Source organism: Flagellimonas algarum, from assembly GCF_040513375.1.
In the GTDB taxonomy this organism is placed as follows: Bacteria; Bacteroidota; Bacteroidia; order Flavobacteriales; family Flavobacteriaceae; genus Flagellimonas_B; species Flagellimonas_B algarum.
This window is the reverse complement of the sequence record NZ_JBEVTG010000002.1, coordinates 66,616-79,493: the sequence shown is the minus strand read 5'-3', so window position 1 is coordinate 79,493 and position 12,878 is coordinate 66,616. Positions and strand designations below refer to the sequence as shown.

Here is a 12,878-nt window from a genome sequence, read left to right as displayed (position 1 = left end):
TGTACTCCTTTTGGCAAAAGAAAAAAATACTAGGATTAATATAGGGATCTTTTGCCAAAAAACGAAGCCCGGGCCTATTTTGTGGCAACCAAAACGATGCCGTCTTCCTTGATTTCGATTTTACGTTGTTTATACAGCACCCCGATGGCTTTCTTAAACGCTTTTTTACTGATCTGCAGCTCATTTTTAATCGCTTCGGGAGACGATTTATCATGGAGGGGCAGAAATCCATTTTCCTGTTGTAATCGATCGAATATCATGGCGGCGGTCGGTTCAAGCATTTTGGCACCTATAGGTTGAAAACCCACGTCGACCTTGCCATCTTCACGAACGGTTTTGACGAATACCTTGAATGCATCGCCCGATGCGATTTCCCTAAACACATCGGTATGGAAGATCAATCCTTTGAATTTACCCTCCAGCAAAACTTCCCAACCCAAAGGGGTTTTGCGATAAGCCACCGCCTCTACCTCATCACCGATCGCATAACGATCTTTAGGGAGTTCCGCGAACCTATCGAGTCGGGAAGAACCTACCAAACGAAAGCTCTTCTTGTCCAAATAACAATGTACCAAATAGGTTTCGCCGGTCTTCATGCGTTCTTGCTGTTCGCGAAAAGGCACTAAAAGATGTTTTTCCAACCCCCAATCCATAAATGCTCCGAATTCACCTACTGCAGCGACCTTAAGGGCCGCGGTGGTATCTCGAAGGATCTTGGGTTGCAAGGTAGTGGCTATTGGGCGTTCGGCACTATCGAGATAACAGAACACGCGAAGGACTTGGTTCTTCGCCACTTCTTGCGGCACGTATTTGTTGGGCAGCAAAATCTCGGTTTCCTCCCCATCCCCTAAAAATATACCGACACTGGTGCTCCGTAGTACGGTCAGTTCATTATAATCTCCCAATCGTATCATCAGCTGTGCTTATCAAAAAAAACCGCAGCCTTGGTGCCGCGGTTTTATCATCGTTGTTCGTATCCGTTAATTATATACCGATTCTTTTCCGAAATGCCTGGCCAATTGATAGTAAATGACCGCGCGGTGTTTGTTCTTTTCGGAACGTCCGTAGGCTTCGATGACCTTGTTAATGGCCTCCATGAGTTCAGGTCCGTCGGAAAGGCCGAGTTTCTTCATCAAGAAATTGTTCTTTACCGTCTCCAATTCCTTATCATCGCTACCCGATACTTTTGAGGCGTCCAAATTGTAAATGGCCGGGCCAAGCCCGATGGCCACCTTGTTCAATAGGTCCATATCGGGTGTCTCCCCGAATTTCTCTTTGATATCGGTCGCGTATTTGGCCACCAGTTCGTCTTTTTTGCTCATAATCGCTAGTGTTTTATCGTTAATGTCCGGTCTAAGATAGGAAATCGAAATATTCAAGCAAAATGCGGTCATTGACCGTTCTCGGGGTCTGTATTTCAAGCAGTTTCGGTCGCTCTGAAGCATCATAAAACGATTGAAGCAACTGGTCGAGCCCTGCTGCATCGGCGCATGACATATATTCGATTCCATAATGGGCACAAAGGTGCTGTGCCGTATGCGAATGCTTGGTTTCAAAGAAGGTCTCGAAGTTCTCGGAAGGTTCCGCCCCAGGTAATATCCTGAAAATACCCCCTCCGGAATTGTTGATCAGTACGATTCTAAAATCGGCTTTTACATAATCGTTCCAAAAGGCATTGCTGTCATAGAAAAAACTTAGGTCACCGGTAATCAAAACGGTCTGATGGGATGCATAAACCGACGCACCAACAGCTGTTGATGAACTTCCATCAATACCACTAGTGCCCCGATTGCAAAATACCCGAATCGAAGCATGGATATCGAACAATTGCGCATAGCGTACCGTTGAGCTGTTCGAAAGTTGTAGTTGGATCCCTTCGGGAAGTGATTCACAAATCGTATGGAAGACCGAAAAATCACAAAATGGAATCTTCCCAAGATAGTCTTCACGCTTTCGTTCATAATCCCGTTTCCTTCGAAACCAAGTTTCGAAATAATCGCTTTGCATCCTATCTTTTTCCACATAAAGCTTGGAAAGCAAGGTGTCGGGCAGCGTTGGAATATGCTGTTCCAATGCGAAAAAGGTATCATAGGCCTTACCATGACCGACATGCCAGTGGCTTGTCGGGGCATACTTCCGTAAAAAGGACTTTATTTTTTTTGAGACGATCATTCCCCCGATCGTAAGGAGGAGCTCAGGTTGCAGGTCCGTGAATTGCCGGTCTTTGACTTCGCGTTTTTCAATTGGGAATACGATGCTGTCGATACTTGGAAAAAAATTCGGGTGGTTCAAGTTCGAAGTCGTCTCGGTAAAAACGATTACCGTGGGGTCGCTGGCCAAAGCCTCGATCTGATTTTCGGAAATGGAGTTCGGAGACAGGGTGCCTACCAAGACCATTTTGCGTTTCGCCTTCCGCCATCGCGAAATAAAAGCTTCATAGTTTATCGCTTCGTGTGAAGGTTCGCGTGACGCGCGCGTCCCGGTGAAAATGGTGGGTTCCGAAACCGTGTCGTAAAGGGGCTCTTCAAGGGGTACATTGACATGAACGGGCAATGCATCACCCACTGCTATCGAATAGGCCCGTTGCAACACCTCTTCGTTATGGTGCTGAATCGTGGCCTGCCCTTCTTGCATCAATTCGGGAGCAAATCGGTTTACGGTAGCAGACGCGTGGGAAATGTCCAATTTCAAACTGGTCGAAAACCCAATGTGGTTATCATAGACCTTATGCTGTCTGATGGTCTGTCCGTCACCGATATCGATTTTGTAAGGGGGTCTATCGGCCGAGAGCACCACCAAGGGTATGCGACTGTAGAAGGCTTCCGAAATCGCGGAATAATAATTCAAAAGTGCACTTCCCGACGTGCAGACCAGGGCAACCGGCTTTTTGGTTTGTTGGGCCATTCCCAGAGCGAAAAATGCGGCGGAACGTTCGTCGACGATACTAAAGCAATTGAAAAACGGGTTTTCTGAAAATCCGATGGTCAAAGGGGCATTTCGTGAACCTGGCGAAATCACCACATTTCGGATGCCGAATGCTTCAGTTACATGAACCACGGTCTGGGCCGCGGGTATGCTCGTGTATTCCATACGCTACAAAAATACGACGAATGCGACCGGCCACCAATCGAAATGATCTAATTCAGTAGCCGTAGCATGACCTTACTTTTCTCTTGGGTCTCGATCCATTCTCGGTCAGGATCGGATTCGTTGGTGATCCCTCCTCCAACGAATATCGAATAGGTGTTTCCATCGTGCTTCATACAGCGTAGATTCACATAAAGCGAGGCTTCGATGTCGGCTGTGGGCTGAAGTTCACCGAGGTAGCCGGTATAATACTCCCGCTTGTGGTTTTCGTGCCTTTCGATAAAGCGATAGGCATTGGCTTTTGGCAACCCGCAGACCGCCGGTGTCGGATGTAGGGCATCGATCAACGCCTCCAAATCGGTTTGTGGCTCGAGTTTTGCCTTAATGACCGTCTTCAAATGCCAAAGACTTCCAGCGCGTACCGAGGCAACCGGAGCGACCGAAATGGTATCGAGCTCTTGGTCAAGGCTGTTTACGATATAGTCGGTGACCACCTGTTGTTCATAGGTTTCTTTGGGCGACCAGTTCGGGGATTCCCCTTCGTTATAGGCTAAGGTACCTGCTAGGGCCACCGTTCGCAATTGCCCTTTTTCGATATGAACGAATTGTTCGGGAGTTGCCCCAAGCCAACATCCGATTTTAGGATGGTATACCAGATAAACGAAAGTCTCAGGATAGGTGGCCAAGGCTTTCCTAAACGAGGTGAATACATCAGGGCCTTCGCGTCCATCGATTCTTCGGGAGAGCACGACCTTTTCCAAATCTTCTGAACGGATTTGGTCTATTGCCTCAGCAACGACCGTTCGGTAGGCCTCCTTACCCTCTTCCCCTTTCAAATCCATAGGTGCGAGCGGAAGTGCCGAACCTTGGAAGGAAGAGGTCAATGAATCATCGGGTCTGAAATGGATTTTGTCCCCGTTTTGGTGAAAGGGAGCGAACACGAACCTTGAATCCACTTCCCTGTGGTAGCTCGCGTCATCTTGCAACAGCCCATTGACCTCATCAGTTGCAGGTTTACTGTACAAGACAAAGGGTAACCGCAGCTGCAGTTGCTCCATCGCCTTGGCGATCATGCCTTCAAACTTAATTTTTCTTGGGGAGCGCAATCGTCGTCAGTTTGCAGTTTGAAATCAACTCGCCCTCGTCATTCGTCACCTTGATTTCCCAAAGTTGGGTGGTCTTCCCCTTGTGCAGGATGGAAGCCCGAGCGTAAACGAAACCATCGCGAATGGAACGAACATGGTTGGCCGCGATCTCGATACCCCGAACAAAGAAAGCATTGCCGTCAAGAAACACATAAGATGCGGCACTTCCGACACTTTCGGCAAGGGCGACCGTCGCTCCACCATGGAGTACCCCGTCAGGCTGGTGCACCTTGGGAGAAACCGGCATACGGGCAATCAGATAGTTTTCCCCAACATCTACGTATTCGATATCAAGGGTTTCCATCAATGTGCCTTTGCGAATGGCGTTACAAACCGCTAAAATTTTTTCCTTAGGATCCTGCATGCGCTTCTTTTTTGTAAAATTACGTATTCCGAAAACAAAAAATGCCCCTACATTTAGAATATGGATCATCTCAAGAAAACCGTTGGCTACACCACAGTCAATTCATACGAAACCTTAAACCAGTTGAGCGCGAAGACCACCCACATTTGGGTCGTTTTCCACGGCATCGGCTATTTGAGCCGGTATTTTTTAAAGTACTTCAAAACGCTTGACCCTGAGACCAATTACGTGGTCGCACCCCAGGCACCGGCGAAATATTATTTGAACGACTCCTATCGTTATGTGGGTGCCAGTTGGTTGACTAAGGAGGATACCGATCAAGAAATCACCAATGTCAATCGCTATCTCGATGCGGTTTTCGAGAACGAGCAATGGCCAGCCAATGCAAGACTGGTCGTTTTCGGGTTTTCGCAGGGTGTTTCCATAGCCTTGCGTTGGTTGGCCTACCGTCAGTTGACCGTAAAGCAGTTGGTCTTGTATGCCGGTGGTATCCCAAGGGAGCTTAAAGCCGAAGACCTTGCCTTTTTAAGAGGGAAGTCGCTAGTGAAGGTCATTTATGGCTCACAAGACCCCTATTTGACCCCTGACCGATTGTCGGAACAGGGAGCACGGGTTTCCGAACTATTCGGTGAGACAGCCCAACGTATCGAATTTGAAGGCGGTCACGAGGTTAAAATAGAATTGATCCAACAGCTTGTCACAACGGATCGGGATCGAAATGACGTTTAGTCTTCCTCGGCGGTAGTCTCTTCAGGATAGTAGGTAATCCTTCGGGTTATATAGGTGTTATCAGGGGTAGTGATTTTTTTTACCCAATTCTTCTCACTATGGTCATCGAATTGAAAAATAAAGGCTTTTGAAGATCGGGCATTGCCCACTTGGTTTTCCGACTCGGCAAGAAAACCATCGGTATCATAAGCATACCGTTCTATTTCTTGAGAAACGAATTGTTGTGATTTTCGATCATAACCAAAAGTTTCCTTGCTGATCAACTTCCCTTCCGTATCAAAGCGCTCTTCTACCGCCAATGAAGGTTCACCATCCACAAAGTCTTTGGTCAAAGTGACCGTAAAGGTATTTCCGCCGCGAGATCGTGTCGATTTTCGGATCGATTTTAAAATGGTTCCGTTCAACACATAGGTTTTCGTTGTTTCACCTTTGTACGCCTCGTAGGCTATAACCATTTCATCAACGGCGTTTTCATGCGAGGTAATGATCCGAGCAAGCCTTCCTTGATCGTCATAGAAATAACGCTGTTCTTCATAAAACTCCTTATCCAATGATAGAATACGTTCGTGTACCGTCATCACTTCACTGGAATCGACTTCATACAAGTTGACCATTGAGGTGGATGGATCAAGAACCCCGTTTTTGTAACTTTCAAGACGCTTCTCGGTCAAAAAAGCATCCTTATAGCGATAGCTGGTAATATCTTGATCTTCCTGATTGTATTTGGTCACCACCTTCTCCAACCGGCCAATGCTATCGAAACTAAAGATCTCGCGTCCATAATCGGTAACCACCTCACACTCCTTAACCGCCCCGTTCAAGTCAAAATCCTGAAGGCTGAACAACTTGAGGTCTTGGGCCTGCATCATAACCGATGCGAAACAAACCAATAAGCCGACGTAGTGTTTTACCATGATGCAAAATTAGCAGGTCTACTCTCAAATTAAAAGCAAAAGCAGTGCCAAACAACGAAAATTTAATGTGGAGCGTGGTTTAGAAGCGCCGATTTGGCGAAAAGGGGGTTAGGTCCATGCTTGTGGCTTTTCCTGAAAGGAGTTCCGCTATCAATTTGCCGGTCGCTGGTCCCAAACTCCAACCCATCATTGCATGGCCCGCAGCGATGAAGAGGTTTTCAAAATGTACCGGCCTGCCAATGTAAGGTAGTCCGTCGGGGGATACGGGACGCAAGCCACAGGCCGCCTTGGCTTTGTCCGATTCCGAAATTTCCAAATTGCAGTAGTACTTTTCCGCACCTCGGGCAATGGCATCGACGCGTTCTTGTCGAATGTGGTGGTTGATTCCGGAAAACTCCATAGTTCCGGCAAAACGGGTGAATCCTTGCATTGGGGTCACCGCCATTTTGGCCTCCATAAGAATCGCGGGCATGCGGATATCGGTCTCTCGTTCTACGTTGATACGATATCCTTTGCCGGCCTCAAGGGGCAATCGTACCCCCAACTGCTTTAATACCTTGGTCGACCAAACCCCGGATGCCATGACCACGGCATCAGGCCGATACCGATTCTTCGTTGTGGCCACCTCGACAACGCGATTGGAGTCTTTTAACAAATCGATGACTTCCTCATCATAGTTCATGGCGATTCCTTCCGAATTGAGGTAGGTCCGCATTTTATCCATGAACTGGTTCGGACTCATATGACCATCGCATTCATAGTGGATAGCGCCTTTCACGTCTTGGGCTACTCCGGGTTCCATAGCTCGAAGCGCCGTAGCATCCAATTCATTGACCTCCAGGCCCAAAAACCGGGCTTTTCGGGCCACTTCGAGCTCATGATCCCTAGCTTTCCCCGTTTTGTACAACATGAGCAACCCTTTTCGCTCCAAATGAAAATCACCTAATTCCCCGGAATCTTTGATACCCATGAACAATTCACGACTCAATATATTGATATCCTTTATCACGGGAATGGCCTTTTCGACTTTGGATTTGGTGGCCGACTTTTTAAAATACCAGGCCCACTTCAAGAATTCGGCATCCAATCGGGGTTTCATATAAAACGGGCTGCTAGAATCGAACATATAGCGCAGTCCTTGATTGATCATGCCCGGGGCGGCCAAAGGGATGATATGACTGGGTGTCAAATACCCTGCATTGACATGGGAAGCGCCATGAGATCCATTCGATTTTTCGATCAAGGTCACCTCGTGCCCTGCTTTATGGGCATAGTAGGCCGTCGACAGCCCAACGATACCCCCTCCAATGATCAGCAGTTGTTTTCCCATATCAAATCACTTGAAATCCGTATGCAAAAGGGTCGTCCTCAGGATCGATCGTTATGGTGTTCCGTCCATAGGCCTTCGCCCATCCTTGTACGCTGGGTATAATGGCCGGATGGGTACCGATGGTAGTCGTTTCCTCAACCCGTCCTATAAAGGTCGATCCGATGTAACTCTCGTGAATATACGCTTCTTTGGGCCGCAACAAGCCCTTGGCATGCAATTGCGCCATTCGGGCCGAGGTACCCGTGCCGCAAGGGGATCGATCAATAGCCTTGTCACCGTAGAAAACCGCATTCCTACCCGATGAGCGCTCGTCTAAAACACTTCCTGTCCATAGCATATGGGACACGCCATTAATCGTATCGTTCTCTGGGTGTATGAACCGATCAGGGTAGCGTTCATTGATGAGGTCGCGCAGTTTTTGGGAATATTGTATCAATTCAGCAGCGGTATGGTGCTGTAGTCCCCCGAAGTTGGTCTGGGGATCGATAATAGCGTAAAAATTACCCCCATAGGCGACATCAAAGGTCACAGGCCCTAAATGGGGTGAGTGGATTTCAAGTGCCTCTGCGGCAAGGTAGCTTTTGACATTGGTCAACCGTACCCATTCGACCTTGCGTTCCGGGCGATGGTAAGCGATGATCACCAATCCTGCCGGGGTTTCCAGCCGTACCTGTCCCTTTACCTTCGGTGTGATCAGATCATTTTCAATAGCCATGGTTATCGTACCTATGGTACCATGACCACACATGGGCAGGCAGCCACTGGTCTCGATAAACAAGACCGCGACATCGTTTTCTTTGTCGTGGGGCGGATAGAGGATACTCCCGCTCATCATATCGTGGCCGCGGGGCTCGTACATCAATCCCTTGCGTATCCAGTCATAGTGCTGCATGAAATACTGCCGCTTTTCACTCATGTCGTTACCGATCAAATCGGGCCCTCCTTTGGCCACCAACCTAACGGGGTTGCCACAGGTATGTCCGTCAAGACATTCGAAAACCGATGCAGCCATATTCAGTCGTTATTGGAGTTCATATAGGTTCTAATGCGTCGTTCCAAAATAGGAAGGGTAACCGTACCTTGTTCCAATACGATTTCATGGAATTCCCGGATGTCGAACCGGTTTCCCATTTGGGATTCGGCATTCGTCCTGAGTTCCCTGATTTTCAATTCCCCGATCTTATACGATAGGGCCTGTCCGGGCCAAGCGATGTATCGATCCGTTTCGGTATTGACCTCATGGACCGACAAGGCCGTGTTCGCCAACATGAAATCGAGTACTTGTTGTTTCGACCAACCTTTGGCATGAATACCGGTATCGACCACCAAACGGCAAGCCCGCCACATTTCATACGTCAGTTTTCCGAATTGCTCGTAAGGCGTCTCGTAAATACCCATTTCGTCAGCCAAGAATTCGGTGTACAGCGCCCAACCCTCACCATAAGCGGACAGGTAAGTACGCTTTCTGAAGTTGGGGATACTATCGCCCATTTCCAGGTTCAACGCACCTTGTAGGTGGTGTCCAGGAACCGCTTCATGGGCGGTCAACGAAGGCAAAACATATAGAGGTCTACTGTTCAACTTGTAGGTATTGACCAAATAATAACCCGGTTCGGTATCTTTTGAAGTACCCGAATACCGGCCACCGGTATACTTGGGTGCTATGGCATCGGGGACCTTGATCACCCCATACGGTTTTCTCGGCAGCGTCTTGAAATACTTAGGCAATTGCGCATCGATTTTCTTGGCGATATTACGTGCGTGCATCAACAATGCATCCCCCGTTTCAGCGTAAAACTGCGGGTCGGTCCGTAAAAAACCCAAAAAAGCATCGAAACCGTCCGTGAAACCCAAATCGGCGATGATCCCCTCCATTTCACCACGGATACGTTTGACCTCGGCCAAACCGAGTTGATGGATCTTATCTGCATCGTACGCCTCGGAAGTGGTGTAATAATCGATTCGGTTTTGGTAAAATCCCCTTCCATTAGGGGTTGCGGAAACCCCGATGGCATCGCGCGTCTTTGGGATATACTCCTCTTCGAAAAACCGTTTTATCTTTTCGAACGAGGGAACTACATCGTTAGTGATCCGTTGTATGGCTACTTCCTTTAGCGAATCTTGTTTTTGTGCCGATATTGTTTCGGGTAGCGATTCAAAGGGTGTGAAAAAAGCACTTTTGGATGCATCGCTAACGATATGGGTATCGTAGGTGGACGCATAGCCTTCAAAAATCACTTTCGGTTGCGAGATTCCCATTTCCAAACCTTTACGCAGCAGGGTAAAGTGTTGTTCGGTGTAGGCGGGTATCGCCGCCAATAGCTTGAGATAACGTTCGGCATCGGTTTCGGAAAGCAAAGGACGGATCCTGTAATTCAAGTTGAGATGAAACCCTTGATCGGATTGTATGGGGTTGAAATGCATTCTGAAATCATAGGCATTGATTTCATTCTTTAGAATAAATCGCAGCATTTCCCAAGAAATCCATTCGGTTTCCGACAAGTCATCCCCATTGATGGTTTCCAATCGATCCAGCCAACTGCTTGCCGCGTCCCGTTCGATACGATAGATACTGTCGGTATGCAGACCCAAGGGGTATTCTTCCCTATCGTAGACCTTGAAATCCTCATAGTCCGCAATAACCCCAGCCAGCACCTGCGATGCTTCCGGTTCGGATGTCGTGCAACCGCAAACCAGGTATATCAAAACAAGTCCGATCAAAATGCGTCCCATTACAATGCTTTAGCGGTTAATTCCCCATTTACGAGACGTGTAATTCCTAGGGGATTGGCATCCCTTAACTCTTGCGGTAAAGCGGAATCGGGCCAGTTTTGGAAACTCATGGGCCGGGTCCAACGATCGATCGCATGGATCCCCACCGCGGTAAAACGGCTATCCGTTGAGGCCGGATATGGTCCGCCGTGATGCATCGCAGGACAGACTTCCACACCTGTGGGCACTCCATTGAATATCAACCGCCCTACCCTACTTTTCAACGCATTGACCAGGGCTCCATAGGTTTCCAGTTCTTCGGCATTACCCAGGATCGTTCCTGTCAATTGGCCCTCCAACTGATCGATGGCGGCTCGCATTTGTTCGTGGTCATCAAAGGCGACTACCATGGAAAAAGGACCGAAAACTTCTTGATGTAGTTTGGGGTTATTGATAAAGGCCTCTCCTGAAACTTTCACCACTACTTGCTGTGCAGAATTCGGTGGGACGTCGTTCGTGTATTCAGCGACTACGGTTACCCCATTTTGCGCTTGTACTTCCTCTTTATTGTGTTGGTAATTCCGCTTGATGTTGGGGTGCAACATACAACTTGGTTCGATGGTTTCTATGGCTTCGGACAAGTCGGTAACAAAGGCATCCAAATCGCTTCCCTTCAAACCGAACAACAAACCAGGGTTGGTACAGAACTGGCCCGCCCCCAAAGTAATGGAAGCCGCATAACTTTTGGCCCATTCGGTGCCTTGTTCACGTATGGCTTGGGGTAATAAAAGGACCGGATTGGTACTTCCCATTTCTGCGAATACGGGTATCGGTTCGTCGCGTTTCGAAGCCAAATCGAACAAGGCACGACCTCCTTTGATGCTGCCGGTGAACCCTACCGCCTTGATCCCTGGGTGATTGACCAAAGCGACACCTACCTCAATACCACTACTGTTCAAATTCGAAAAAACGCCAGCAGGCATCCCAGTCTCAGCCGCTGCTTTGGTGATGGCATTGGCTACCAACTCCCCCGTACCTGCATGCATTGGATGGCTTTTCACGACAACAGGGCAGCCTGCTGCCAGGGCACTGGCCGTATCGCCACCGGCTGTGGAATAGGCCAAAGGAAAATTACTGGCCCCGAAAACCGCAACGGGCCCCAAGGGTTGTCGCATCTTTCTCAAATCCGGTTTGGGAACGGGTTGTCGATTTGGTTGTGCGGTATCGATTGTCGCTTGTACCCAATTTCCTTTTTCGACCAAATCGGCAAAGGACCGCAGTTGGCCCATTGTCCGCCCGCGTTCCCCTTTGGCACGGCCTTCCGGTAGCCCGGTCTCTTGGCAATACACCTGGATCAAATCGTCACCCAATTGTTCGATTTGATCGGCAATCGCCCGCAAAAATTCCGCTTTTTGCTTGGCAGGAAGTGCACCGTATTCGTGCATAGCCTCTTTTGCCAAACCTACGGCAGAATCGATTTCGGCTGATGTGGCTTCAGTAAATAATTGTGCGGTACTTTGATCTTGAACAGGGTCGTAGGTGGTGAATTGAATTTCGCCATCAGACGACCGTTGCGATCCAATGTGGTTTTTACCTGTTAATTGCCCCATTTAAAGATTTTTATAGTCCGGCAACTTTGGTCGATTTGCCAAACCTGTTTCAATAATCCGTTCTACGCGTTCCCTTTCCTGTCCTTTTAGCGGAAGCCTTGGAGGGCGCACGTTCTCAGTGCCGATACCCGTGGCTACTTCGGCAAGTTTGATATTCTGCACCAATTGTGGACTGATATCGAGCTCCAATAATGGTAGAAACCAACGGTAAATCGCTATGGCTTCCTCTGCCCTACCCGCTTGGACCAATTCATAAATCGCGACGGTCTCCATCGGAAAGGCACAGACCAAGCCGGCCACCCATCCTTCAGCGCCCATCAATAGGCTTTCCAAGGCTAACGTATCTACCCCGCATAACACCTTTAACCGATCACCGAAACGGGACTTGATTCGCGAAATATTGGAAATATCACGTGTCGATTCCTTCACCGCTTGTATCGTATCGTACCGCAATAAAGTCTCGAACATATCTAAAGTTACTTCAATTTTATAATCAACGGGATTGTTGTAGACCATGATGGGTAAATCGGTGCTGGACGCTACGGCCTCAAAATATGCCACTGTTTCACGATCGGTCGATTTGTAGCGCATTGGGGGCAACATCATAAGGCCACTAGCACCATAATCCTGGGCATTCGCCGCAGCTTCTACCGCAGCTTTGGTCGATTGTTCGGCTATGTTCAAAATAACCGGGACACGCCCCTTTACGATCTCGACGCAAGATTCGGTCAATAGCTTTTTTTCTTCATGGGTCAGCGTACTCGCTTCCCCTAAAGTGCCCCCAAGTATTATCGCATGTACGCCAGCGTCAAGTTGGGCATTGATGTTTTTTTCAAACCCCTTGATATCCAATTGATCATCATCGGTAAATTTGGTGGTCACCGCGGGCATTACCCCTTTCCATTGTAGTGTCGACATTTCCTGTTTTTTTGTAAAAGTAATTCGAATGAGAAGGATAGCATACGCAGATATTAGCTACTTTTACCT

The 12,878-nt window shown here is 48.3% G+C and carries 12 protein-coding genes; 1 reads left to right on the top strand and 11 read right to left on the bottom strand.

Annotated features, from left to right (window positions below; all coding sequences use genetic code 11):
• Positions 1–74: 74 nt before the first annotated feature.
• The 5 genes from ABV409_RS07515 to ABV409_RS07495 all read right to left on the bottom strand — a co-directional run bounded on the left by ABV409_RS07515 (position 75) and on the right by ABV409_RS07495 (position 4,596).
• Positions 75–914, bottom strand: coding sequence for a CvfB family protein (locus ABV409_RS07515; RefSeq protein WP_353876962.1), 840 nt, complete (start codon positions 912–914; stop codon positions 75–77).
• 66 nt (positions 915–980) lie between these two features.
• The gene (locus ABV409_RS07510) at positions 981–1,322 is read right to left on the bottom strand and encodes a DUF2853 family protein (RefSeq protein WP_353876961.1); all 342 of its coding nucleotides are present in this window, start codon (positions 1,320–1,322) and stop codon (positions 981–983) included.
• Positions 1,323–1,353: 31 nt separating this feature from the next.
• Entirely contained in the window at positions 1,354–3,090 is a 1,737-nt protein-coding gene (gene menD, locus ABV409_RS07505; protein WP_353876960.1) for a 2-succinyl-5-enolpyruvyl-6-hydroxy-3-cyclohexene-1-carboxylic-acid synthase, read from the bottom strand.
• 47 nt (positions 3,091–3,137) lie between these two features.
• Positions 3,138–4,160, bottom strand: coding sequence for a chorismate-binding protein (locus tag ABV409_RS07500; protein ID WP_353876959.1), 1,023 nt, complete (start codon positions 4,158–4,160; stop codon positions 3,138–3,140).
• A 10-nt stretch (positions 4,161–4,170) separates the two neighbouring features.
• Positions 4,171–4,596, bottom strand: coding sequence for a PaaI family thioesterase (locus tag ABV409_RS07495; protein ID WP_353876958.1), 426 nt, complete (start codon positions 4,594–4,596; stop codon positions 4,171–4,173).
• 60 nt (positions 4,597–4,656) lie between these two features.
• On the opposite strand from ABV409_RS07495, the gene ABV409_RS07490 reads away from it, so the two are divergent.
• On the top strand, positions 4,657–5,325 hold the full coding sequence (locus ABV409_RS07490; RefSeq protein WP_353876957.1) for an alpha/beta hydrolase: 669 nt from the start codon (positions 4,657–4,659) through the stop codon (positions 5,323–5,325).
• Here ABV409_RS07490 and ABV409_RS07485 read toward each other — a convergent pair.
• From ABV409_RS07485 to ABV409_RS07460, 6 genes are all read right to left on the bottom strand, one after another.
• Positions 5,322–6,239, bottom strand: a complete 918-nt coding sequence (locus ABV409_RS07485) for a hypothetical protein (protein WP_353876956.1) — start codon at positions 6,237–6,239, stop codon at positions 5,322–5,324. The genes ABV409_RS07490 and ABV409_RS07485 overlap by 4 nt on opposite strands.
• Before the next feature lie 79 nt (positions 6,240–6,318).
• Positions 6,319–7,569, bottom strand: coding sequence for an NAD(P)/FAD-dependent oxidoreductase (locus ABV409_RS07480; RefSeq protein WP_353876955.1), 1,251 nt, complete (start codon positions 7,567–7,569; stop codon positions 6,319–6,321).
• 1 nt (position 7,570) lies between these two features.
• Positions 7,571–8,581, bottom strand: coding sequence for a 4-hydroxyproline epimerase (locus tag ABV409_RS07475; protein ID WP_353876954.1), 1,011 nt, complete (start codon positions 8,579–8,581; stop codon positions 7,571–7,573).
• A 2-nt stretch (positions 8,582–8,583) separates the two neighbouring features.
• Positions 8,584–10,302, bottom strand: coding sequence for a DUF885 domain-containing protein (locus ABV409_RS07470; RefSeq protein ID WP_353876953.1), 1,719 nt, complete (start codon positions 10,300–10,302; stop codon positions 8,584–8,586).
• Positions 10,302–11,891 carry an aldehyde dehydrogenase (NADP(+)) gene (locus ABV409_RS07465; RefSeq protein WP_353876952.1) on the bottom strand — a complete coding sequence of 530 codons (1,590 nt, stop codon included), beginning with the start codon at positions 11,889–11,891 and terminating at the stop codon, positions 10,302–10,304. The genes ABV409_RS07470 and ABV409_RS07465 overlap by 1 nt, the downstream gene beginning before the upstream one ends.
• A complete protein-coding gene (locus ABV409_RS07460; RefSeq protein ID WP_353876951.1) occupies positions 11,892–12,809 on the bottom strand; it encodes a dihydrodipicolinate synthase family protein in 918 nt (305 codons plus the stop codon).
• Positions 12,810–12,878 lie beyond the last annotated feature (69 nt).

What these genes read in the sequence shown, in the direction of transcription:
- ABV409_RS07515 (WP_353876962.1), bottom strand. Translation starts at nt 914, where the DNA reads ATGATACGATTGGGAGATTATAATGAACTGACCGTACTACGGAGCACC.
- ABV409_RS07510 (WP_353876961.1), bottom strand. Translation starts at nt 1,322, where the DNA reads ATGAGCAAAAAAGACGAACTGGTGGCCAAATACGCGACCGATATCAAA.
- menD (WP_353876960.1), bottom strand. Translation starts at nt 3,090, where the DNA reads ATGGAATACACGAGCATACCCGCGGCCCAGACCGTGGTTCATGTAACT.
- ABV409_RS07500 (WP_353876959.1), bottom strand. Translation starts at nt 4,160, where the DNA reads ATGATCGCCAAGGCGATGGAGCAACTGCAGCTGCGGTTACCCTTTGTC.
- ABV409_RS07495 (WP_353876958.1), bottom strand. Translation starts at nt 4,596, where the DNA reads ATGCAGGATCCTAAGGAAAAAATTTTAGCGGTTTGTAACGCCATTCGC.
- ABV409_RS07490 (WP_353876957.1), top strand. Translation starts at nt 4,657, where the DNA reads ATGGATCATCTCAAGAAAACCGTTGGCTACACCACAGTCAATTCATAC.
- ABV409_RS07485 (WP_353876956.1), bottom strand. Translation starts at nt 6,239, where the DNA reads ATGGTAAAACACTACGTCGGCTTATTGGTTTGTTTCGCATCGGTTATG.
- ABV409_RS07480 (WP_353876955.1), bottom strand. Translation starts at nt 7,569, where the DNA reads ATGGGAAAACAACTGCTGATCATTGGAGGGGGTATCGTTGGGCTGTCG.
- ABV409_RS07475 (WP_353876954.1), bottom strand. Translation starts at nt 8,581, where the DNA reads ATGGCTGCATCGGTTTTCGAATGTCTTGACGGACATACCTGTGGCAAC.
- ABV409_RS07470 (WP_353876953.1), bottom strand. Translation starts at nt 10,302, where the DNA reads ATGGGACGCATTTTGATCGGACTTGTTTTGATATACCTGGTTTGCGGT.
- ABV409_RS07465 (WP_353876952.1), bottom strand. Translation starts at nt 11,891, where the DNA reads ATGGGGCAATTAACAGGTAAAAACCACATTGGATCGCAACGGTCGTCT.
- ABV409_RS07460 (WP_353876951.1), bottom strand. Translation starts at nt 12,809, where the DNA reads ATGTCGACACTACAATGGAAAGGGGTAATGCCCGCGGTGACCACCAAA.